The following is a 20,972-nucleotide window of genomic DNA, read 5'->3' on the forward strand; positions in this document are numbered from 1 at the left end:
AATAATTTAGAGGAACAATAATGAGTGAGATAACTCATGACGGAGTAGAAGTTCAGTCGCTACGTACTTTTACAGAGAGCGCATATTTAAACTACTCAATGTATGTCATTATGGATCGTGCACTGCCATTTATTGGTGATGGTTTAAAACCTGTGCAACGCCGTATTGTTTATGCCATGTCAGAATTAGGGCTTAATGCTCAGGCTAAATTTAAAAAATCAGCTCGTACTGTAGGTGACGTGTTAGGTAAATACCATCCTCATGGCGATAGTGCCTGTTATGAAGCAATGGTGTTAATGGCACAACCATTCTCTTACCGTTACCCATTAGTAGATGGTCAAGGAAACTGGGGAGCTCCAGATGATCCTAAATCATTTGCGGCTATGCGTTATACCGAATCTCGTCTATCAAAATATGCAGAATTATTATTAGGCGAATTAGGGCAAGGCACTGTTGACTATACGCCAAATTTCGATGGTACCTTACAAGAACCTAAAATGTTGCCAGCTAGATTACCCAATATTTTATTGAATGGTACAACCGGCATTGCTGTTGGTATGGCAACTGATATTCCACCACATAATATTCGTGAAGTAGCAAATGCTGCTATTATGTTAGCAGATAACCCAAAAGCAACACTTAGTGAAGTGATGGCTCACATACAAGGCCCTGACTTTCCAACAGAAGCCGAGATTATTACTGCGCCAGAAGATATTGCTAAAATTTATCAAACTGGACGAGGATCAATCCGCATGCGTGCAGTTTGGAAAAAAGAAGAGGGTGATATTGTTATTACTGATCTTCCTCATCAAGTTTCAGGTGCTAAAATCTTAGAGCAAATTGCTTCGCAAATGCGGGCGAAAAAATTACCATTAATTGAAGATTTACGCGATGAGTCAGACCATGAAAATCCAACCCGTTTAGTAATTGTCCCAAGATCTAATAGAGTGGATTTAGAGCAAGTTATGAATCATCTATTTGCTACCACGGATCTTGAAAAAAGCTATCGCGTCAATATGAATATGATTGGACTTGATAATCGTCCATCAGTTAAAGGATTAGTTGAAATATTAACTGAATGGTTAGAATATCGACGTTTGACGGTAACACGTCGATTAAATTATCGTTTAGATAAAATCCTAAAAAGATTACATATTTTAGATGGCTTATTAATTGCGTTTCTAAATATTGATGAAGTTATTGAAATAATTCGTCATGAAGATGAACCAAAAGAAGAATTAATTAAGCGATTTGCCTTAAGTGAAATACAAGCAGAAGCTATTTTAGAGTTAAAACTTCGTCATTTAGCTAAATTGGAAGAGATGCGTATTAAAGGCGAACAAGCTGATCTTGCTAAAGAACGGGATCAACTACAAGCTCTACTTGCTTCACCAAGAAAACTCAGTAATTTAATCAAAAAAGAATTGCAAGAAGACGCTGAAAAGTATGGCGATGAACGCCGTTCGCCAATCGTTGAGCGAAGTGAAGCTAAAGCGATCACTGAACAAGAATTAACACCTTCTGAACCCGTCACAATTGTATTATCTGAAATGGGATGGGTAAGAGCGGCTAAAGGTCATGACATTGACCCCGTCGGATTAAGTTATAAAGCAGGCGATAGCTTTAAAGCTGCTGCAAAAGGTAAAAGTAACCAGCCAGTTGTCTTTATCGATTCAACTGGGCGAAGTTATGCTATTGAGCCAAATACTTTACCATCAGCTCGAGGACAAGGCGAGCCAATTACCGGTAAATTAGCATTACCAGCAGGTGCAAATATTGAACATGTTTTAATGTCAAACGATGAAGAACAAAAATTCTTACTTGCTTCTAGTGCCGGATACGGTTTTATTTGTCAATTTAGCGATTTAATTGCGCGTAATCGTAACGGTAAAGCAGTAATTAATTTATCTAATAATTCAAATGTACTTGCACCGATTGAGATAGTATCAGAGGAAAGCTTACTTTTATCAATTAGTCAAGCGGGTAGAATGCTTATCTTCCCGGTGAAAGATTTACCAGAGTTATCTAAAGGTAAAGGAAATAAAATTATCTCATTATCTGCCAGCGATGATAGCCTAGCTTATATGATGCTGATAACGCCTGAAACCTCACTGACGTTGTATGTTGGTAAACGCAAACTTACGCTTTCTTCTACTGATTTACAAAAATTTAGAGCAGAGCGTGCTCGTAAAGGAACATCACTACCGCGTGGATTACAAAAAATCGATCGAATTGAGGTAAACGAATAATATGTCTTTTATCTGGTCCATTATTTTCGGGTTAATACTGAGCTCAGTTTTCAAATCCGGATGGGGATTTATACTTGGTCTATTAATAGGTCCAATGTTGTATCAAGCATTTGGCAATAGATTAAATGAAAAAAGGACACAATCAAACCCAACTTTGTACTTAATTGTTGCTTTTGAAGTATTGGGGCATCTGAGTAAAGCTAAAGGTGTTGTTACCCAAGATGATATTAATCTTGCTCGGCAATTTATGGATCGGCTACAACTTGATGCAGCCGGTCGCCAATTAGCCCAAGAGTCATTTAATCGTGGTAAAGCAAGTGATTACCCACTTCGATCGCGTTTACGAGAACTCTACTTTCAATATCGTTTTAGAAGAAATGTTTTAAATATATTTTGTGAACAATTAATTCAAGCGGCTTTAGTTGATGGTAATTTAGATGAAAAAGAGTCACAAATTTTGTTTATTGTTGCTGAAGAATTCCATATTCCTCGCCAACAAATGGTTATATATATTCAGATGATGATGGGAAGCTTTCATTTCCGTCAAGAATATTATAATAATCAACAAAATAGTCAATATCAACAAAGCAATAATTATGGCAATTATCAAAACAGTTCTCACCAATCAGATTTGCAAAATGCTTATAGAATTTTAGGGATAGATTCATCTGCTGATATTCCTGAAATCAAAAAAGCTTATCGCAGGTTAATGAATGAACATCATCCAGATAAATTAGCATCAAAAGGCTTACCAAAAGAGATGTTAGAGGCAACCAAAAAGCGAGCACAAGAAATTCAAGCTGCTTACGATCTTATAAAAGCATCTCGTGGATTCAAATAGAGATTATTACTATGATGCATTGGCGCTCAATTATAAGAATTATCGGTTTATTAATATCATTATTGTCGATATTTATGTTAATACCGGCACTAGTCGCATTAATATACCGTGATGGTGCTGGCGCAATTTTTGTCCGTTCTTTCTTCGCTGCATTAATTTTAGGAGTATTGTTGTGGTTCCCTAATCGAAATCAGCGTCATGAGTTGAGTACTAGGGAAGGTTTTTTCATTGTTGTATTATTCTGGGTAGTTTTAGGTACTATTGGTGCATTTCCATTTCTTTTTGATAATCATATCAATCTTAATTTAACCACTGCTTTTTTTGAATCTTTTTCTGGGTTAACAACAACAGGCGCTACAACTATTGTTAATTTAGATCATTTACCTAAGGCCCTTTTATTTTATCGTCAATTGCTACAATGGCTTGGGGGAATGGGAATTATCGTACTTGCAGTTGCTATTTTACCATTATTAGGTGTTGGTGGAATGCAGCTCTATCGAGCTGAAATCCCAGGTCCTCAAAAAGATAGTAAAATGCGTCCCCGCATTGCTGAAACGGCAAAAACATTGTGGTCTATTTATATTTTGCTTACCTCGTTATGCGCAATAAGTTTGTGGTTTGCTGGAATGAATATCTTCGATGCTATTTCGCATAGTTTTTCGACGATATCGATGGGAGGATTCTCAACTCATGACAGCAATTTAGCTTATTTTAATAGTCCAGCAATTAACTATATTGTTACTATTTTCCTAATTTTATCTGGTTGTAATTTTGCACTCCATTTTGCCGCATTAAATGGTATTTCACTTAAAGTTTATTGGCGCGATCAAGAGTTCAGAACGTTTATCTTTATCCTTCTTATTTTAATTGTTATTTGTGCCTTTGTTATCTATTTTTATCAACCACAACGAAATCTTGGTATTGATAAAATTGTGTTACAAGTCGTGTCGGTTTCTGCAACTGTCGGTTTTACCGTCGATGATATTAATACTTGGCCATCCTCATTACCAATCTTTTTATTATGTGCTTCATTTATTGGGGGCTGTGCTGGTTCTACTGGAGGAGGGTTAAAAGTTGTTCGCGTTCTACTATTATTTATGCAAGGTTCACGTGAATTAAAACGTCTTATACACCCGAACGCAATATATACCTTAAAATTGAATAATCGAGTTGTACCGGAACGAATTATTGAGGCAGTATGGGGATTCTTTTCTGCCTATGCATTAGTTTTTTTAATTAGTCTATTTATCATTATGGCGTCTGGAATTGATGCAACTGACTCATTTTATATTGTTGCCTCATCATTGAACAATTTGGGGGTTGGTCTTGGCAGTGTGAGTGATAATTTTGCGCATGTAAGTGATATGGTTAAATGGGTAATGGTTGTGGACATGTTATTTGGACGACTTGAAATATTTACCTTATTGGTTTTATTTACACCAACCTTCTGGCGAAGCTAATTTTCACTTAACAATTTAGTATTAAACCTGGATTTTTTAGAAAAATGGCTAAAAATATAAATATTTTATTGATTATTTAGTCAATTGCAGACAGAATTACTAAGCAGCATGTGCTGTGTTCATTAGAGGTAATCACCTGACATATGGAATGGATCATGGATCCTACAATTTGGATTGGTTTATCCACTCTAGTTGTACTTGAAATCGTCCTTGGCATTGATAACATTGTTTTTATTGCCATTCTTGCCGAGAAACTTCCGCCACAAGAACGAGATAAAGCACGCATTACTGGTCTTGCTTTTGCATTAATTACACGAATATTGTTATTAATGTTTACTGGTTGGTTAGTTACACTCACTACCCCTCTATTTTCTATATCCGGAATCAGTTTCAATGCTAGGCAATTGATAATGTTGCTTGGTGGTATATTTTTGCTTTTCAAAGCCACAATGGAACTCAATGAACGCTTAGAAGGCGCTTCACATGAAGATGGTAAACCCAAAAAGACTTCACATTTTTGGACTGTTGTCGCTCAAATCGTTGTACTTGATGCCGTATTTTCACTCGACTCAGTAATTACTGCAGTGGGTATGGTTGAACATATTCCAGTAATGATTATTGCTGTTTGTATTGCTATTTGTATCATGATGGTAGCAAGTAAACCATTGGCCTATTTTGTTAACTCCCATCCAACGATTGTTATTTTATGTTTAAGTTTTTTACTTATGATTGGTTTTAGTTTGGTTGCCGAAGGTTTTGGGTTTATTATTCCAAAAGGCTACCTATATGCAGCTATTGGTTTCTCAATTATGATTGAGTTTTTTAATCAATTAGCTATATTCAATCGCCGAAAAGCATTAAACAAAAAACCATTACGTGAACGCACCGCTGAAGCGATTTTACATTTACTCAAAGGCGATGCAGAAGAAGATCCCGAAACTCACAATATTGATGTTGTTTCTGATAATAATAAGAAAACATCAGTATTTAATCATCAAGAATTAAACATGGTCGAGCGAGTGTTAGGATTGGCTCAACGTTCAGTTAGTAGCATCATGACCTCTCGATTAAATGTTGATATGGTCAATATAAATGATGATCGTGAGGTGATATTAAAAGAAATATTTGATAATCCTCATTCACGTTTAGTCGTAACGGATAATGCTTCAATTGATGAACCATTAGGCATTATTCAAGTTAATGATCTATTGAAAGATGTTTTACAAGATAAACAGCATATTGATATTAACTCTTTAATAAAGCAACCATTAATTTTCCCTGAAACGGTATCTTTACTTGTCGCACTGGAACAATTCAAAAAAGCGAAAACCCATTTTGCGTTTGTGGTTGATGAATTTGGTTCAATGCAAGGAGTTGTGTCTGTTACTGACATTATTGAAACCATTGCTGGTGATTTCCCAACTGAAGAAGAGGAAATTGATGCCAAACACGATATTCAATGTATTGATGATAACAGTTGGATTGCTAATGGTTACATCCCTGTAGAAGAATTAGTAAGGTATGTTCCTATACCAATAGATGATAAGCGAGAATACCATACTCTTGCTGGATTGTTGATGGAAAAAGCCCAACATTTACTTAATGTCGGTGAAACAATACAAATTGGCGATTATTTATTTGAAGTTGCCGAAATTGAAAGTCACCGTATTTTAAAAGTGAAAATCACTAAGAATAAATTAGATATATTAAAGAACTAGGTTAGTGATATTCTACCCATTGTTTAGCTCATCTCAGATGAGCTAAACAACTATTTTAGAGGTAAGTTATAAAAATTATCTATCAATTACTAAACGATATTCTTAATATGAATAACGCTTGACCAAAATAAATTACAGGCAATAATAGCGCTGTGTTTTTTCGTTTTTTGAGATATGAAGTGATAACTTTGTATCTTTTTTATTTTTACTGCAAAATAAATTAGGTAAAAATAAAGGTTATATCGATTACTATCAAACTAAATTGGGCTTTAACTTATGAATTCACTATTCGAAAAAATTTTTCAACTGAAAGAGAAGAAAACCACAATCAGTACAGAGGTTATAGCAGGCTGTACAACTTTTCTAACCATGGTTTATATTATCTTTGTTAACCCTTCTATCTTATCTGTAACTGGCATGGACAAATCAGCAGTTTTTGTTCTAACGTGCGTCGTAACAGCTTTTGCTACTATTTTAATGGGGCTGTTTGCCAATCTACCGATTGCTTTAGCTCCAGCTATGGGACTCAATGTTTTCTTTGCCTATGGAATATGCGGTGCTATGGGCTATTCTTGGCAAGTGGGTATGGGGGCAATATTTTGGGGCTCATTAATCTTTTTTGCATTATCATTATTTAAAGTTCGCCATTGGTTAATTGAACATATTCCGCAATGTTTGCGAGCAGGTATAAGTGCTGGTATTGGACTATTTATTGCTTTTATGGGATTTCAAAATATGGGAATTGTGGTCGCATCACCAGAAACATTACTAACCTTAGGCAATATCTTATCACTTAAAGTATTATTAGGTTCACTAGGATTTTTTATTATAATAATTCTAGCAACTCGTAATTTCCATGCGGCTGTACTAGTTTCAATTCTTGTTGTTACCTTACTTGCACTTTGGCTTGATCCTAATATTAGTTATCAAGGAATTGCATCAGTTCCACCAAGTGTTAGCAGTGTTGTTGGTCATGTCGATCTAGCTGGTTCACTTAATGTGGGTATTATGGGTGTTATTTTTTCAGTTATGATTGTAAGCCTATTTGATTCTTCCGGTACAATTTTAGCTTTAACCGACAAAGCAGGAATTTCTGACGAAAAAGGGCGTTTCCCTAAAATGCGTCAAGCTTTATTAATCGATAGTTTTAGTTCTTCACTTGGTGGTTTATTTGGAACTTCATCAGTACTAACTTATATTGAAAGTTCTGCTGGTATTTCAGTTGGTGGGCGTACAGGTTTAACTGCAGTTGTAGTTGGATTATTATTTTTATTAATGACCTTTTTATCGCCTTTAGCCCATTTAGTTCCACCTTATGCGACATCTGGTGCTTTAATATTTGTAGGAATCTTAATGGTTTCAAGTTTAATGAAAGTTAATTGGTCTGATTTAACTGATGCAACACCAGCATTTATTACCGCATTAATGATGCCTTTCGCTTTTGCTATTACCGAAGGTGTAGCACTTGGTTTTATCTCTTACGTTGTGTTAAAAACATTAACTGGTAAATTTAAAGAATTAAATCTTTGCGTCATTATTTTTGCCCTTCTATTTGCATTAAAATTTATCTTTATCGATCATCATTAATTTTGATCATCAAATTTCTATCGCTGAAAAGCGATAGAAATAATCCAAGAAATTGAGTTAAAATTCACCACTAATCAAGCAACAAATAACTTTCTAATTTTGTTGATCATCTCTCAATTGCCATCATCTAATAAAGTAAAATAAGCCTTACTGCTTATCTTATAATAACTATCAGCAATAAAATCGATCACCTGAGAATTCACTTTCAGTGATAAGGCCAAAAACTTATTTTCATTAAAAATCAATTAATTAAAAAATATTTTAAATAATAAAATTTATACAAGTAGTTTATTAAATGGAGTTTGATCTACTTCACAAAAATAAAAAAACATAAAATGCTTACGAAATTTAATAATTGTTGTTAGCTAAATAATTCATGCATATTGAATGAGAAGTTTAGATTATTTTTATCTAAACCTAACTTGATAAGCAGGAATGAAATATGAGTACGCATTACAATTCATTATACGTTTTCAGAATCACTCTAGTTGCAACTTTAGGTGGTTTATTATTTGGTTATGATACAGCAGTTATTTCAGGAACAGTCGGGTCTATTTCAAAAGTCTTTGTTGAACCTCAACATCTAAGTGAAACTGCAGCCAACTCTTTATTAGGCTTTTGTGTGGCAAGTGCTTTAATTGGTTGTATCATCGGCGGTTTAATGGGAGGATATTTAAGTAACCGTTTTGGTCGTCGCAATTCATTATTAATTGCCGCATTTTTATTTTTTATCGCAGCAATTGGATCTGCTTGGCCTGAATTAGGATTTCGTTCAGTAGAATCTCAAGAAATTCCTTACTATTTAGCAGGATATGTTCCTGAATTTGTTTTTTATCGCATCGTTGGTGGTATCGGCGTTGGTTTAGCTTCTATGTTATCTCCGATGTACATTGCCGAAGTGGCCCCAGCTGAAATTAGAGGTAAACTCGTCTCCTTTAACCAATTTGCTATTATTTTTGGACAGCTTCTAGTCTATTGTGTCAATTATGCTATAGCAAGTTCAGGTGATCAAGATTGGTTAAATATTGTCGGCTGGCGATATATGTTCTTATCACTAGCTATTCCAGCCTTACTTTTCTTTGGCTTATTATTTACCGTCCCGGAAAGCCCTCGCTGGTTAACAGCACAAAATAAAATAAGTAAAGCTCAAAATATACTATCCCGTATATTGGGAAGTCAAAGAACTGAAGAAGCTCTTAATAGCATAATTAGTTCATTATCTTCTAATTCGACTAAAAAGAGTAGTCCACTTTTAAAATATGGAATTGGTGTTATTGTTATCGGAATTTTATTATCAGCATTCCAACAATTAATGGGCATTAATGTTGTACTTTACTATGCACCAGAAGTATTTAAAAACTTAGGAGCAAGTACCGATTCAGCATTATTACAAACTATTATTGTTGGTGTTATTAACCTTTCGTTTACCACTATTGCAATATTCACTGTTGATAAATTAGGGCGAAAACCATTACAGATCATCGGTGCTATAGGCATGGCGATTGGCATGATCACATTAGGAACAACTTTCTTTCTACAACTACCAGCAATTATTGCGCTTACTTCTATGCTGTTTTACATCGCTTCTTTTGCTATCTCATGGGGGCCTGTATGTTGGGTATTACTATCTGAAATATTCCCTAACTCCATTCGAAGTAAAGCACTTTCTATCGCTGTTGCAGCACAATGGATTACAAATTACTTGGTATCCTGGACCTTTCCTATTATGGATAAAAACACCTACCTTGTCTCACATTTTAACAATGGATTTGCCTATTGGTTATATGGAGTTATCAGTGTAGTGGCTGCAATTTTCATATGGAAATGGTTACCTGAAACGAAAGGAAAATCTTTAGAAGAACTTGAACAGTTCTGGAACAAATAATTACAACATTAATTTCATAACCAAATTTAGGAGAATATTATGAAACAATATTATGACAAAATAGAACGCATCAACTACGAAGGCACTCAAACTGACAACCCTTTTGCATTCAGGCACTATAATCCTAGCCAAATCATTTTGGGTAAAACCATGGCGGAACATCTACGCTTATCGATCTGTTATTGGCACACTTTTTGTTGGGCAGGAACAGATATGTTTGGGTCAAGCTCATTTCAATATCCTTGGCAAACAGGCTCAGATCCTTTAGCTAATGCAAAAGCGAAAGCTGATGTTGCCTTTGAGTTTTTCTATAAAATGAACGTGCCTTTTTATGCTTTTCATGATGTCGATGTAGCACCGGAAGGCAATTCAATCAAAGAATACATCAATAATTTAGCAGTAATGAGCGATATTTTGTTGGAAAAACAACAACAAACAGGCGTTAACTTACTTTGGGGCACAGCCAACTGCTTTACCAATCCTAAATATGCTGCAGGTGCCGCCACGAATCCAGATCCGCAAGTATTTGCCTGTGCTGCCACACAAGTTGTCCATGCAATGAATGCAACACATAAATTAGGTGGGCAAAATTATGTCCTTTGGGGCGGACGTGAAGGATACGAAACACTGTTAAATACTGATCTCAAAAAAGAGCGTGAGCAGCTTGGCAAGTTTATGCAATTGGTGGTTGAAAACAAATATAAAATCGGTTTTAAAGGCGCTTTACTTATTGAACCAAAACCGCAAGAGCCAACCAAACATCAATATGATTATGATGTCGCAACTATTTATGGCTTTTTAAAACAATTTGGCTTAGAAAAAGAAATTAAAGTTAATATCGAAGCTAACCATGCAACACTAGCCGGCCACTCATTCCAACATGAAGTTGCCTCAGCTATCGCACTTGATATCTTTGGCTCACTTGATGCAAACCGAGGCGATCCGCAACTAGGTTGGGATACCGATCAATTTCCAAATAGTGTAGAAGAAAATAGCCTTGTCATGTACGAAATTCTCAAAAGTGGTGGTTTTAAAACCGGTGGACTTAACTTTGATGCCAAAATTCGCCGTCAAAGTATTGATAAATATGATGTATTTTACGGGCATATTGGCGCAATCGATACCATGGCATTATCATTGAAGTGCGCAGCCAAACTAATTGAAGATAACGTTCTTGAGCAAAAAGTTACACAACGATATGCCGCTTGGGACGAAGAATTAGGTCAACAAATCCTTCACGGCAAAATGACGCTGCAAGATATTGCCCAGTATAGTTTAGCCAATAATCTGCAACCAAAACCTTGCAGTGGTGAGCAAGAGAAGTTAGAAAATCGAGTTAATCAGTTAATTTTTGGCTAAGTTAATTGTTCGAAGCAAACTAATCAGGGTATAGTTTACCCTGATAGTAAGCTGTGAAATGGAGAAGAGTATGTATATTGGTATTGATTTAGGCACTTCGGGTGTCAAAGTGATTTTAATGAATGAAAAACAACATATTATCACAACATTAACCAAACCACTCACCGTGTCCCGCCCATATCCATTATGGTCAGAGCAAGATCCGGAGCAATGGTGGCAAGCAACCGATACAGCAATGTGTGAGCTTAGTAAGCAACATAATTTACAATCGGTAAAAGCCATAGGTTTAAGTGGCCAAATGCATGGTGCGGTATTACTCAATCAACAATCACAAGTATTAAGACCAGCAATACTTTGGAATGACGGGCGCTGTGATGTTCAATGCCACCAACTAGAACAACAGGTACCCACTTCCCGTCAAATTACTGGCAATCTAATGATGGCTGGTTTTACCGCTCCTAAAATTAAATGGGTACAACAGCATGAACCGGAAATCTTTGCTCAGATCGATAAAGTATTGCTCCCCAAAGATTATTTGCGTTTTAAAATAACCAATCAATTTGCTTCAGATATGTCCGATTCAGCCGGGACAATGTGGCTTGATGTAAGAAAGCGTGATTGGAATGATGAACTACTAAAAGCCTGCGGCTTAACACGACACCATATGCCAACGCTATTTGAAGGCAATCAGATCACCGGTTATGTGACCGATGAAATCGCTAAACGTTGGGGCATTAATCAGATTGCGGTGATTGCTGGCGGTGGTGATAATGCAGCCGGTGCGGTTGGGGTGGGTTTACATCAATCGGGACAAGCGATGCTCTCACTGGGTACCTCCGGCGTCTATTTTGCCGTGACCGATCAGTTTATTAGCAACCCCGAGCAAGCCATTCACAGTTTTTGCCATGCCTTACCAAACCGCTGGCACCTAATGTCGGTAATGTTGAGCTGTGCTTCTTGCCTCGATTGGGCGTGTCAGTTACTGGACATTGAAGATGTCCCAACCTTACTAACTCTAATTGAGGCGCAACCGATCGATGACAAACCTTCGGTCTATTTTTTACCTTATTTATCCGGCGAAAGAACACCTCACAATAATCCTGAAGCTAAAGGTGTATTTTTTGGCTTAACTTATCAACACAACAAAGTCGATCTGGCAAAAGCGGTATTACTGGGCGTTAGCTATGCCCTTGCTGACGGCATAGATGCAGTTCATCAAACTGGCGTCACACCCGATAAAATTTTGGTAATTGGTGGCGGAGCCCGCAGCCGTTATTGGCGACAATTGCTGAGTGACGTTTCTGGTTATTGCATTGAATATTGTGAAGGTAGCGAAGTGGGGCCAGCATTAGGGGCAGCAAAACTTGCACAAATCGCTTGTCATCCCAATACGGGGATAAGCGAACTACTTGCGCCATTGACAATTGTTCAAACGCATCAGCCCGATAGCAATCTCTACCAATATTATCAGCAACAACGCACTATTTTTAGAGATATTTATCAGCAACTTAAACCATTGATGTCATAATTATGACTTGCAGAATACCCTGTTAGGGTGTTCTGCACCTGTTATCCTGCCTTTTTTACCTTCTTAAAGATATTGAACAATTTATCACTATTTATCTTTACCAAACTAAAAATAACGCTTATTAACCAATATATTACTTGCTAAGTTAACCCTATTTTTTTCTAATTATGTTAATTGAATAGGTAAATTTTATTACTCAGAGTGTGACACATATCTCATTAATAAGATTTCATAAATTTGAAACCAAATTTGATAATAACATTATCGGCATAGATAAATTATATTGGGCAAAACAACCTTAAAACTTATTTTTTTGATAAGTATTTTTATCAATAATCTAACATTAAGAGAAAATAAAAATGCCTAAAATAAAAAATCCGGTAATACCGGGCATGTCTCCTGACCCGTCAATCATTCGTGTTAACGATACTTACTATATTGCCACATCCACTTTTCATTGGAATCCAATCATTCAAATTTTTCAATCAAAAGACCTCGCTAATTGGCAACTAATTGATTATGTATTTAAAAATGGTGAAGTCAATTTATCCGGAACAAATACCCCCGCCGGTGTATGGGCGCCGCATTTGTCTTATGATTCGATAAATAAAAAATTTTGGCTAATATACTCGCATATGATAAACATGGCCGGGCGAGAGTTTAATGCTGACACTTATGCAATTTGCGCTGAGAATATTAAAGGGCCTTGGTCAGCGCCAATTTATCTTACCTCTATCGGTTTCGATCCGGCGCTGTTTCATGATGATGACGGTAAACATTATTTAACTATTTTAGAGTGGGAAACCCGACAAGGTTATCAAGCTCCGGGACATATTGTCATTGCTGAAGTCGATCTTGCTGAAGGAAAACTCGCCAGCCCGTGGCATCGTCTAACGCAAGGTTTTACAACTCGAGGTTGCGCTGAAGCGCCGCAGATTTATAAAAGGCTTGATAACTATTATTTGATAATAGCCGCCGGTGGTACTGGTTATGCGCACGGTATTGAAATCGGTCGAGCTAAAGATATTTATGGTCCTTATCAGCCCCACCCGTCCGGAGAGCCTATTGTCACTTCCTCACCTAATCATCTATTTTCATTGGGCGATCCTGATGCCGGCCATTTTGAAATGTACAATCCTAATTCACTAATGCAAAAAGCTGGACACGGCTCACTTGTTCAGAGCCAAAACGGCGATTGGTATATTGCCCATCTGATGTCTAGACCAATAAAAGACACACTACTCAATCCACTTGGTCGAGAAACCTCAATCCAAAAAATGCATTGGACTGAGGATGGTTGGCTTATCATGGCAGACGGCTCTAATTTAGCCAAAATGGAATTTGATTCTGCCTTACCACTTGAGGACGAAATAAGCCATGACGTGATTGAAGAGTTCGAGCATGGCTATCAATTGTCCTTTATGACACCTTATCAACATCAATCCCCTCAATGGGTGAACACTCATGAACGCCACAGTCATTTGAGAATTTATGGACAAAACTCGCTATTTTCTCAAGTAAAGCCGTCGATTATGGCAACTCGGGCTACTTCGTATGATTATTACATTCAAACTAAAGTTGAATTCCACCCGGAACACTACTCACAAACCGCTGGTGTTGGTCTTTATTATGACTCAAATAATTGGCTCTATTTACATTTAACCTATAGTGAACAACTGAAGACCCCGATTTTAACCACACTACAAGCAAAACTGGGTACCAGAATCGAATATGTCAATCACCGTATTGCCATCCCAAACGGAGTTGTGGAACTAAAATTATCCTACCAACACGGCAAGGTTGCACTACTTTACCGACTCGATGAAGCATGGATGCCAATTATGCAAACGATTGATGTCCTTTACTTATCGGATGAAGGCGTCAATGGCGAACCGGGGGAAATAGGTGGATTTACCGGCTTATTTAATTTTATTGCAGCTGTCGATAGCTACCAACATCAATCTTATGCCGATTTTGATTATTACTACGTGATCAACAATGGTTAACATTTTAGGTAAAGTATTATGAAAACAACAATTCCATTAACTCGACTTATTCCCGGGCTAATTATCGGCCCTGCATCGTGGTTAGGTCCATACATTGCCGCATCAAGTCTCTTTTTACCAGCGTTAATTCAACAAATTGATGAAGTAAATAAGATCCACTTATTAGCGCTATTTTCTGCGTGTGGTATGGTGGTTGCGGCAATATCGAATATGCTTGCAGGTTATTTATCAGATCGAACACGTTCAAAATTCGGTAATCGCTCACCTTGGATTGTAGTGGGCGCTATCGCCTTTATGTTATCCATGATATTAGCCTCAACAGCTAACAGTATCCCTTTTTTGTTGTGTTGCTGGTTACTCGGTCAAGTTGCTTTAAACTTTATTGTTGCCCCTATGGTAGCTTGGATAGACTTTGCCGCTGAAGATAGAAAAGGCTCGGCCTCTAGCGCTTATGGTGGTTTAGGTATGGCATTAGGTAACAACGGTTTTACGATACTTGCTGCGATGTTTTTAGGCAGCTTTCGATTTGGCTTTATCGTTTTTGGTATCATTACATTCATTGGCGTATTCCTAGCGGTATTGATTGTAAAAGAGCCGTCAAACCTTAACCAAACCAAGGAAAACAAATTACTCAAAAGCGATAAAACATTTAAAAACGCATTGGCTATATTTCCCAAATGGTCAATCGGTCGAGACTACTATTTGGCGTTAATTGGTAAGCTTTTTCAAGGCATCAGTAACTTTACTATTACCGGTTACCTACTTTTTATTTTGACCGATTTTATGCAGAGCAATTCTTCCGATACACAAAATGCTATCCAACTCATTAATTTAATTATGTTAATTTTCGGCATTTTAATGGGATTTATTGCCGGTCCGATCTGCGATAAATTAAAAGTGCTTAAACTACCAGTTGGTTTATCTACGCTCTTTTTAGGCATTGGTGCATTGGGTTTATCGCTATGTCCAAATCAAACAGGCGTATTAATTTATGCATTTTTTGCGGGAATCGGCATGGGAATATGGAATTCACTCGACAATTTACTAAATTTGCAAGTCATACCTGATCGGCAGCAAGTAGCCTTTTTTTTAGGGATCTATAATCTTGGTAATACAATTACCCAAGCGCTCGCACCAATTATTGCCGCTTGTGTGATAACGTTATTTGGCTTTTCCGCTATTTTTATAGTCTCTTTTGTGTTTGCTATTGTTGGCGGTACTGCCATATTTTTAATTCGTTCAGTTGACAAATAAACCCATCAAAAAGGAAAAAGCAACAGCAATATTTGAGCTTTTTCCTTATTATTACGGTTACTATTGATATTAAAGCGTCGCCGAATTTAGTGTGGTAAATTGGCACCTAAAATCTTTAGGGGTCATGCCATAACGCTTCTTAAACAGGAAATAGAAATACTGAACTGACGGATAACCACATTGCTGAGAAATGGTTTGAATGGGTAATGATGACTCAAGCAGAAGATATTTAGCCTGATTAAATTTTTCTTCATGAATTACCGCATGAATGGTTTTACCTAATGATGATTTAAATCGAATTTCCAAATTAGAGCGTGATATCTGCATCTGAGAGATCACTTGCTCAACCTTAATTCCTTTACAGGCGTGATCACGAATATAGTGAATGGCTTGGATGACATAGGGATCGTGAATAGAGCGATAATCTGTTGAACGTCTAGCAATAACTTTTTTAGGTGCTATAAGTAAAGGACATACCGGCACATTACCTTTAATAAAGTGTTTTTGGAGTAAGTTTGCCGCATTAAATCCCATCTCTTCAGTGCCTTGCTTAACGGTTGATAACGATACCATTGACAAATCATTGATGACTTCCTCATTATCAATACCAATTAGGCATAACTCTTCCGGTATTTTTATGCCTGCTCTATCACACGCTTGTAAAATATGGTGTGCCCTAGCATCATTAACCGCAATAATGCCAGTATTCATTGGCAAAGATAGCAACCATTTAGAAAGTTTATCTAAGCCTTCTTGCCAATTATCAAGCGAGGTAGACAAACCTTGATAAATAAACCCTTCATATCCTTTCTGCGCCAAGATTTGCTTAAAAATTTCTTCTCGCACACCTGCCCATCGGCAATATCGGTTTGACGGTAAACCATAAAAAGCAAATTGACTAATTCCCTTGGCACACAAATGATTAAATGCACTTTCAATAATGGAAAAATTATCAGCAGCAACATAAGGCACATTTGGATAGCTCGACTTACCATGATATGAGCTACCCACACCAATTATTGGTATTTGAACATGTTTAAGCAAATCGGCAATATCAGGATCATCAAAATTAGCAATAATTCCATCGCAGTCAAAACGAAAAGAGGTGGTCGTGTCATAACGCAGCGTTTCAGAGATATAAATATTCCAGTGAATATTATGTGACTTCAAAAAATCACCAATACCTTTTAAAATTTGACGATCGTAAATATTATTAGCATTAAATAGTAATACAACTTTGTAAGGTTCATTGTTTATATTCATCATTGTTACACACGACATTTATTCAATACTCAGTATCATATTACCGTTTTTTTAGGCAAAAATTTAGCTTAAATTTATACAGTTTGTCTTTTACTATCTTAATGGCCATATACCTATGTCACACTACCATTAAATATTTACGCTACATTAAATAGTTATTGTGATAAGAAATAATGCATAAAATCTCACCAACAACTTACGAATGAAAAAGATAAACTTTGTTTAACTATCTGATGCTTAACAATCTAAAATAGTTTAATTAAATAACATAATAAACTTGTGGTAATACTTGACATTATGCCTGTTGAGGTCTAGAATCTTGCGACCCAAAACTTATATACATAGGCTTTGGGCTACAGTTATTAATTACGTATCTAAAAAGCAATTTTTAAATTTATTTTAATTAATCAGGAGCTTATTAATGGCAACAATTAATCAGCTGGTACGCAAACCAAGAGCGCTAAAGGAAGCGAAAAGTAACGTTCCTGCCCTTGAAGCATGCCCGCAAAAACGTGGTGTTTGTACACGTGTTTACACCACTACACCTAAAAAACCAAACTCAGCATTACGTAAAGTATGCCGTGTACGTTTAACCAACGGTTTTGAAGTGACTTCTTATATCGGTGGTGAAGGTCATAACTTGCAAGAACATAGCGTGATTTTAATCCGTGGTGGTCGTGTTAAAGATTTACCTGGTGTTCGTTATCACACTGTTCGTGGTGCATTAGACTGCGCAGGTGTTAAGGATCGCAAACAAAGCCGTTCTAAATACGGTGTAAAACGACCTAAAGCTTAATGGAACTCCGTTAAGTAAGGCCAAACTATAATAATTCCATTTAACTCATTTGAGTTTTGGGTAAACCTGAAAATTTATAACATATAAACGGAGTATTCCAATGCCACGTCGTCATGTTGTCGGTCAAAGAAAAATTTTACCTGATCCGAAATTCGGTTCAGATTTGCTGGCGAAATTTGTAAATATTTTAATGATAGATGGTAAAAAATCTATCGCAGAATCAATCGTATATTCAGCTCTTGATAAATTAGCTGAGCGTAGTGGAAAAGACCACTTAGCAGCTTTTGAAGTTGCATTAGATAACGTAAGACCAACTGTAGAAGTTAAGTCTCGTCGCGTTGGTGGTTCTACATACCAAGTTCCTGTTGAAGTGCGTCCAGTTCGTCGTAATGCACTTGCAATGCGTTGGATTGTAGATGCTGCACGTAAACGTGGCGATAAATCAATGGCGTTACGCCTAGCGAATGAACTTATGGATGCTTTTGAAAACAAAGGCACTGCTGTGAAAAAACGCGAAGATGTTCATCGTATGGCTGAAGCTAATAGAGCGTTTGCACACTATCGTTGGTAATCTTTCCACTGATATTAAGTGGCTTGAAATTAGACTGACAGCACATATCTACTGTCAGTCAACCTAAATGATATTTTATTAAGCAAACGATTCTAAATAGAGGATTAATATGGCTCGTACAACCCCTATAGCACGCTACCGTAATATCGGTATCAGTGCACATATTGACGCAGGTAAAACAACAACTACCGAACGTATTTTGTTTTATACTGGTGTAAGTCACAAAATTGGTGAGGTTCATGATGGCGCAGCTACCATGGACTGGATGGAACAAGAACAAGAACGTGGTATTACTATCACTTCAGCAGCGACAACTGCATTCTGGTCAGGTATGGGACAACAATTTGAACCACACCGTATCAATATCATCGACACCCCGGGACACGTTGACTTCACAATCGAAGTTGAACGTTCTATGCGTGTTCTTGATGGTGCAGTAATGGTTTACTGTGCGGTTGGTGGTGTTCAACCTCAATCAGAAACAGTATGGCGCCAAGCTAACAAATATAAAGTTCCTCGTATCGCATTTGTAAACAAAATGGACCGTATGGGTGCTAACTTCTTACGTGTGGTTGAACAAATCAAAACACGTTTAGCGGCAGTGCCTGTTCCATTAGTATTACCAATCGGTGCTGAAGAAGGCTTTACTGGTGTTGTTGATTTACTTAAACGTAAAGCAATTAACTGGAATGATGCTGACCAAGGTACAACCTTTACTTATGAAGATGTGCCAGCTGACATGGTTGAGCAAGTTGAAGAATGGCGTGCAAACTTAATCGAAGCTGCAGCAGAAGCTAACGAAGAGTTAATGGAAAAATACCTAGGTGGTGATGAGTTAACTGAAGAAGAAGTTAAAAAAGCACTACGTGAACGCGTACTTGCTAACGAAATCATCTTGGTAACATGTGGTAGTGCATTTAAAAATAAAGGCGTTCAGTTCATGCTTGACGCAGTTATTGAGTATCTACCTGCTCCAACTGATGTCCCTGCGATTAAAGGTGAATTACAAAATGGTGAACCAGCAGAACGTCATTCAAGTGATGATGAACCATTTGCTGCACTTGCATTTAAAATTGCAACTGACCCATTTGTTGGTAACTTAACCTTCTTCCGCGTTTACTCTGGTGTAGTTAACTCTGGTGACTCGGTTCTTAACTCAGTTAAAGATCGTAAAGAACGCTTTGGTCGTATCGTACAGATGCATGCGAACAAACGTGAAGAAATCAAAGAAGTTCGTGCAGGTGACATTGCAGCAGCAATCGGTCTTAAAGATGTCACAACTGGTGATACGCTTTGTGCTGAAAATTCACCAATTATTCTTGAAAGAATGGAATTCCCTGAGCCGGTTATCTCGGTTGCAGTAGAACCTAAAACTAAAGCTGACCAAGAAAAAATGGGTATTGCTTTAGGTCGTTTGGCAAAAGAAGATCCATCATTCCGTGTATGGACTGATGAAGAATCAAACCAAACTATCATTGCTGGTATGGGTGAATTACATCTTGAAATCATCGTAGACCGTATGAAACGTGAATTTAACGTTGAAGCGAATGTCGGTAAACCACAAGTTGCTTACCGTGAAACAATTCGTACAACAGTTAAAGATATCGAAGGTAAACATGCAAAACAATCTGGTGGTCGTGGTCAATACGGTCATGTTGTTATCGACTTGTATCCATTAGAAGCGGGTGGTGCTGGTTACGAATTTGTTAACGAAATCAAAGGTGGGGTAATTCCTGGTGAATTTATTCCAGCTGTTGATAAAGGTATCCAAGAGCAATTAAAATCAGGTCCTTTAGCTGGCTATCCGGTAGTGGATCTTGGTGTGCGTTTACATTTTGGTTCTTACCATGATGTCGACTCATCCGAAATTGCCTTTAAACTTGCCGCATCAATGGCATTTAAAGAAGGCTTCATGAAAGCTAAACCTGTGCTTTTAGAACCAATTATGAAAGTAGAAGTTGAAACCCCTGAAGATTATATGGGTGACGTTATCGGTGACTTAAATCGTCGTCGTGGTATGATCGAAGGTATGGAAGATACTGCAACTGGTAAAACAGTTAAAGCACAAGTTCCACTTTCTGAAATGTTTGGTTATGCGACAGACCTTCGTTCACAAACACAAGGTCGTGCTTCTTACTCTATGGAGTTCTTGAAGTATAACGAAGCACCTTCAAACATCGTAACAGCAATTATTGAAGCTCGTAAAGCGAAATAATTATTTATATAAATAAAGTAACACTTCCCTACAAAATTAGGGAAGTGATTTAATAAAGGAACATTAAGATGTCTAAAGAAAAATTTGAACGTACAAAACCCCACGTTAACGTTGGTACAATCGGCCATGTTGACCATGGTAAAACAACTTTAACTGCAGCTATTACTTCTGTACTTTCTAAAAAATACGGCGGTCAAGCTCGCGCATTCGATCAAATCGATAATGCACCAGAAGAAAAAG

The 20,972-nt window shown here is 37.1% G+C and carries 15 protein-coding genes; 14 read left to right on the forward strand and 1 reads right to left on the reverse strand.

Translation table 11 applies throughout. From position 1 onward, the window contains the following. Window positions 1–20 precede the first annotated feature (20 nt). The 10 genes from parC to J3U18_RS11815 all read left to right on the forward strand — a co-directional run bounded on the left by parC (window position 21) and on the right by J3U18_RS11815 (window position 15,887). The gene (gene parC, locus J3U18_RS11770) at window positions 21–2,249 is read left to right on the forward strand and encodes a DNA topoisomerase IV subunit A (protein ID WP_267354232.1); all 2,229 of its coding nucleotides are present in this window, start codon (window positions 21–23) and stop codon (window positions 2,247–2,249) included. Between the two features lies 1 nt (window position 2,250). Further along, window positions 2,251–3,090: a co-chaperone DjlA gene (gene djlA / locus J3U18_RS11775; protein ID WP_065562800.1), complete on the forward strand. Its 840-nt coding sequence runs from the start codon at window positions 2,251–2,253 to the stop codon at window positions 3,088–3,090. Between the two features lie 14 nt (window positions 3,091–3,104). After that, window positions 3,105–4,550: a TrkH family potassium uptake protein gene (locus J3U18_RS11780; protein ID WP_220226220.1), complete on the forward strand. Its 1,446-nt coding sequence runs from the start codon at window positions 3,105–3,107 to the stop codon at window positions 4,548–4,550. A gap of 143 nt (window positions 4,551–4,693) precedes the next feature. Continuing rightward, window positions 4,694–6,268, forward strand: a complete 1,575-nt coding sequence (locus J3U18_RS11785; protein ID WP_065562799.1) for a TerC family protein — start codon at window positions 4,694–4,696, stop codon at window positions 6,266–6,268. 276 nt (window positions 6,269–6,544) lie between these two features. Continuing rightward, entirely contained in the window at window positions 6,545–7,855 is a 1,311-nt protein-coding gene (locus tag J3U18_RS11790) for an NCS2 family permease (RefSeq protein WP_065562798.1), read from the forward strand. 442 nt (window positions 7,856–8,297) lie between these two features. Beyond that, complete coding sequence (xylE, locus tag J3U18_RS11795; protein WP_065562797.1) at window positions 8,298–9,740, forward strand: D-xylose transporter XylE; 1,443 nt, start codon at window positions 8,298–8,300, stop codon at window positions 9,738–9,740. A gap of 39 nt (window positions 9,741–9,779) precedes the next feature. Next, the gene (xylA, locus tag J3U18_RS11800) at window positions 9,780–11,099 is read left to right on the forward strand and encodes a xylose isomerase (protein WP_267354233.1); all 1,320 of its coding nucleotides are present in this window, start codon (window positions 9,780–9,782) and stop codon (window positions 11,097–11,099) included. Between the two features lie 70 nt (window positions 11,100–11,169). Continuing rightward, window positions 11,170–12,627 (forward strand): xylulokinase, encoded by a 1,458-nt coding sequence (gene xylB / locus J3U18_RS11805; RefSeq protein ID WP_267354234.1) that lies wholly within the window; start codon window positions 11,170–11,172, stop codon window positions 12,625–12,627. A gap of 359 nt (window positions 12,628–12,986) precedes the next feature. Beyond that, window positions 12,987–14,633: a family 43 glycosylhydrolase gene (locus tag J3U18_RS11810; RefSeq protein ID WP_267354235.1), complete on the forward strand. Its 1,647-nt coding sequence runs from the start codon at window positions 12,987–12,989 to the stop codon at window positions 14,631–14,633. An 18-nt stretch (window positions 14,634–14,651) separates the two neighbouring features. Next, window positions 14,652–15,887 carry an MFS transporter gene (locus tag J3U18_RS11815; RefSeq protein WP_218059969.1) on the forward strand — a complete coding sequence of 412 codons (1,236 nt, stop codon included), beginning with the start codon at window positions 14,652–14,654 and terminating at the stop codon, window positions 15,885–15,887. 69 nt (window positions 15,888–15,956) lie between these two features. Here the strand turns inward: J3U18_RS11815 and J3U18_RS11820 are convergent, their stop codons facing one another. Then, the gene (locus J3U18_RS11820; RefSeq protein ID WP_416379963.1) at window positions 15,957–17,144 is read right to left on the reverse strand and encodes a XylR family transcriptional regulator; all 1,188 of its coding nucleotides are present in this window, start codon (window positions 17,142–17,144) and stop codon (window positions 15,957–15,959) included. Window positions 17,145–17,571: 427 nt separating this feature from the next. Here J3U18_RS11820 and rpsL point away from each other — a divergent pair, with 427 nt between their 5' ends. The 4 genes from rpsL to J3U18_RS11840 all read left to right on the forward strand — a co-directional run. Further along, the gene (gene rpsL, locus J3U18_RS11825) at window positions 17,572–17,946 is read left to right on the forward strand and encodes a 30S ribosomal protein S12 (RefSeq protein ID WP_034883792.1); all 375 of its coding nucleotides are present in this window, start codon (window positions 17,572–17,574) and stop codon (window positions 17,944–17,946) included. A gap of 100 nt (window positions 17,947–18,046) precedes the next feature. Beyond that, window positions 18,047–18,517 (forward strand): 30S ribosomal protein S7, encoded by a 471-nt coding sequence (gene rpsG, locus J3U18_RS11830; protein WP_034883788.1) that lies wholly within the window; start codon window positions 18,047–18,049, stop codon window positions 18,515–18,517. 109 nt (window positions 18,518–18,626) lie between these two features. Further along, window positions 18,627–20,732, forward strand: a complete 2,106-nt coding sequence (gene fusA / locus J3U18_RS11835) for an elongation factor G (protein WP_065562791.1) — start codon at window positions 18,627–18,629, stop codon at window positions 20,730–20,732. Window positions 20,733–20,800: 68 nt separating this feature from the next. Then, a partial coding sequence (locus J3U18_RS11840; RefSeq protein ID WP_267354236.1) for a GTP-binding protein occupies window positions 20,801–20,972 on the forward strand: 172 nt, incomplete at its 3' end.

Origin of the sequence: Gilliamella sp. B3482, assembly GCF_026536805.1 — a bacterium.
Taxonomy (GTDB): Bacteria; Pseudomonadota; Gammaproteobacteria; order Enterobacterales; family Orbaceae; genus Gilliamella; species Gilliamella apicola_E.

What these genes read in the sequence shown, in the direction of transcription:
- fusA (WP_065562791.1), top strand. Translation starts at nt 18,627, where the DNA reads ATGGCTCGTACAACCCCTATAGCACGCTACCGTAATATCGGTATCAGT.
- parC (WP_267354232.1), top strand. Translation starts at nt 21, where the DNA reads ATGAGTGAGATAACTCATGACGGAGTAGAAGTTCAGTCGCTACGTACT.
- J3U18_RS11815 (WP_218059969.1), top strand. Translation starts at nt 14,652, where the DNA reads ATGAAAACAACAATTCCATTAACTCGACTTATTCCCGGGCTAATTATC.
- J3U18_RS11785 (WP_065562799.1), top strand. Translation starts at nt 4,694, where the DNA reads ATGGAATGGATCATGGATCCTACAATTTGGATTGGTTTATCCACTCTA.
- xylB (WP_267354234.1), top strand. Translation starts at nt 11,170, where the DNA reads ATGTATATTGGTATTGATTTAGGCACTTCGGGTGTCAAAGTGATTTTA.
- djlA (WP_065562800.1), top strand. Translation starts at nt 2,251, where the DNA reads ATGTCTTTTATCTGGTCCATTATTTTCGGGTTAATACTGAGCTCAGTT.
- xylA (WP_267354233.1), top strand. Translation starts at nt 9,780, where the DNA reads ATGAAACAATATTATGACAAAATAGAACGCATCAACTACGAAGGCACT.
- J3U18_RS11780 (WP_220226220.1), top strand. Translation starts at nt 3,105, where the DNA reads ATGCATTGGCGCTCAATTATAAGAATTATCGGTTTATTAATATCATTA.
- J3U18_RS11790 (WP_065562798.1), top strand. Translation starts at nt 6,545, where the DNA reads ATGAATTCACTATTCGAAAAAATTTTTCAACTGAAAGAGAAGAAAACC.
- rpsL (WP_034883792.1), top strand. Translation starts at nt 17,572, where the DNA reads ATGGCAACAATTAATCAGCTGGTACGCAAACCAAGAGCGCTAAAGGAA.
- J3U18_RS11810 (WP_267354235.1), top strand. Translation starts at nt 12,987, where the DNA reads ATGCCTAAAATAAAAAATCCGGTAATACCGGGCATGTCTCCTGACCCG.
- rpsG (WP_034883788.1), top strand. Translation starts at nt 18,047, where the DNA reads ATGCCACGTCGTCATGTTGTCGGTCAAAGAAAAATTTTACCTGATCCG.
- xylE (WP_065562797.1), top strand. Translation starts at nt 8,298, where the DNA reads ATGAGTACGCATTACAATTCATTATACGTTTTCAGAATCACTCTAGTT.